Below are 2,760 nucleotides of genomic sequence, written 5' to 3'. Positions count from 1 at the left end.
GGTGTGGGGGCGTCGTGGTGGTGGGTTGGTGGGTTAGGCGTCGCCTCCGGTGTTACCGCTGGTGCCGGCGGCGGGGTTGGTGAGGTCGTAGCGGGTGATGGCTTCTGCGGGGGCGGACCAGTCGATCTCTCCGCGTTTGGCCAGCATTTCCAGGGTGCGTACGACCATTGAGTGCGCATCGATGGTGAAGTACCGGCGTGCTCCGGCGCGGGTGTCAGCGAACCCGAATCCGTCTGCGCCCAACGAGGCCCAGTCGTTGGGTACGTACTGACGCACGGAGTCCGGTAGGGCCGAGGTGTAATCACTGGTAGCGATCACCGGTCCCGTTGCCCCTGCTAGTGCTTGGGTGATGTAGGGGGTGCGGGCTCCTTCACCGGGGTTGAGGAACGCCTCATGTTCGGCGGCGTGAGCATCCCGGCGTAGGTTCGTCCACGACGTCACCGACCACACGTCGGCGGAGACCGACCATTCCTCGGCGAGGATCCGTTGGGCTTCCAACGCCCAGGGCACCCCGACCCCGGAGGCCAGCAATTGGGCGCGCGGGCCTTCGTTGGTGGCGGGTTTGAGCAGGTAGATACCGTTGAGGATCCCGTCCACATCGACGTCTTCGGGTTCGGCGGGTTGGTGGATGGGTTCGTTGTAGACGGTGAGGTAGTACATCACGTTGTGATCCTCATCCGCCTGCCCGTACATGTGTTCGATCCCGCGTTTGACGATGTGGGCGATCTCGTACCCGTAGGCGGGGTCGTAGTGGATCACCGCGGGGTTGGTCGAAGCCAGGATCGGGGAGTGCCCGTCAGCGTGTTGCAGGCCCTCACCGGTGAGGGTGGTACGCCCGGCGGTGGCGCCGATCACGAACCCGCGGGCCATCTGATCGGCTGCTGCCCAGAACTCATCCCCGGTGCGTTGGAACCCGAACATGGAGTAGAAGATGTACACCGGGATCATGGTTTCACCGTGGGTGGCGTAGGAGGTGCCCGCGGCGGTGAACGCAGCGGTGGCCCCGGCCTCGTTGATCCCCGGGTGCAGGATCACACCCTGGGCGGATTCCTTGTACGCGAGCATCAGTTCGCGGTCCACGGAGAGGTAGTTCTGCCCGTTGGGGTTATAGATCTTCGCGGTCGGGAAGAAGGAGTCCATCCCAAACGTTCTGGCCTCGTCCGGGACGATGGGTACGATGCGGTGTCCGAAGTCCTTCTCCCGCATCAGGTCTTTGAGGATCCGCACGAACGCCATGGTCGTGGCCGCCAGTTGTTTGCCCGAACCCTTCTTCCCCGAAGCGAAGGCTTTGTCCGAGGGCAAGGTGATCGCCTGCTGGGTGTGGGGGCGATCCGGGAGGAACCCACCCAACTCCTGACGGCGTTCCAACAAATACTTGATTTCGGGGGAGTCGGGTCCGGGGTGGTAGTAGGGGGCGTTGTAGAGATCCGAGTCCAGTTGCTCATCACTGATCGGGATCCGTAAGTGATCCCGGAAGGCCTTGAGGTCTTCGAGGGTGAGTTTTTTCATCTGGTGGGTGGCGTTACGGGCCTCGAAGTGCGGACCCAACCCGTAGCCCTTGACGCCTTGGGCCAGGATCACCGTGGGCTGGCCGGTGTGTTCCACCGCCGCCTTGTACGCCGCATACACCTTGCGGTAGTCATGAGCGCCGCGCTTGAGGTTCCAGATCTGCTCATCCGTGTAATCGGCCACCAGCTCTTTAGTGGCTGCGGAGCGGGCGAAGAAGTGGTCACGGACGAACCCACCGGATTCGGCTTTGAAGGTCTGGTAGTCCCCGTCCAGGGTCTCGTTCATGATCCGCACCAACTCCCCGGTGTGATCCGCCTCCAGTAGGGCGTCCCATTCCCGGCCCCACACGACCTTGATCACATTCCACCCCGCACCGCGGAAGAACGCTTCCAGCTCCTGGATGATCTTCCCGTTCCCGCGTACCGGACCATCCAAGCGTTGCAAGTTGCAGTTGATCACGAAGGTGAGGTTGTCCAACTTCTCATTCGCCGCTAACTGCAGCACACCACGGGATTCGGGTTCATCCATCTCCCCGTCGCCCAAAAACGCCCACACGTGCTGGTCCGAGGTGTCCTTGATACCGCGGTTGTGCAGGTACCGGTTGAACTGGGCCTGGTAGATCGCGTTCATCGGCCCGATCCCCATCGACACGGTGGGGAACTGCCAGAAATCCGGTAAACACCGCGGATGCGGGTACGAGGGCAACCCGTTGGGGGCGTGGGTCTTCTCCTGCCGGAACCCATCCAACTGTTCCTCCGTGAGCCGGCCCTCGAGGTAGGCGCGGGCGTAGTTACCGGGGGAGGAATGACCCTGGAAGAACACCTGATCCCCGCCCCCGGGATGGCCAGGTCCGCGGAAGAAGTGGTTCAACCCCACCTCATACAACGTCGCCACCCCCGCGTACGAGGAGATATGCCCGCCAACGGAGACTTCCGGGCGTTGAGCGCGGTGGACCATCACCGCCGCGTTCCAGCGCAGGAAAGCCCGGTAACGGCGCTCGATCTCCTCATCACCGGGGAACTCGGGTTCTTGATCCACCGGGATCGTGTTCACATAATCCGACGTCGTCACCATCGGCACACCCACCGAATGCGTGCCCGCGTGCTGCAACAACGCCCGCATCACGTACTGCGCCCGCGCGGTACCCTGCGCCTGGATCAACGCGTCAAACGACTCGATCCACTCCTGCGTCTCCTGAACATCAGCGTCCTGAAGATTATTCGTCAACCCACTCAAAATGTGGTGATTGCT

General features: G+C 62.6%; 1 protein-coding gene. It reads right to left on the bottom strand.

The window, feature by feature from the left end; genetic code table 11:
- Nucleotides 1-33: 33 nt before the first annotated feature.
- Nucleotides 34-2,745, bottom strand: coding sequence for a pyruvate dehydrogenase (acetyl-transferring), homodimeric type (gene aceE, locus RF646_RS13195; RefSeq protein WP_368836228.1), 2,712 nt, complete (start codon nt 2,743-2,745; stop codon nt 34-36).
- Between the last annotated feature and the right edge of the window lie 15 nt (nt 2,746-2,760).

Origin of the sequence: Kocuria sp. CPCC 205261 (assembly GCF_040981025.1) — a bacterium.
In the GTDB taxonomy this organism is placed as follows: Bacteria; Actinomycetota; Actinomycetes; order Actinomycetales; family Micrococcaceae; genus Kocuria; species Kocuria marina.
The sequence above is the reverse complement of the archived record's forward strand: the minus strand, read 5'-3'. Positions and strand labels throughout refer to the sequence as shown.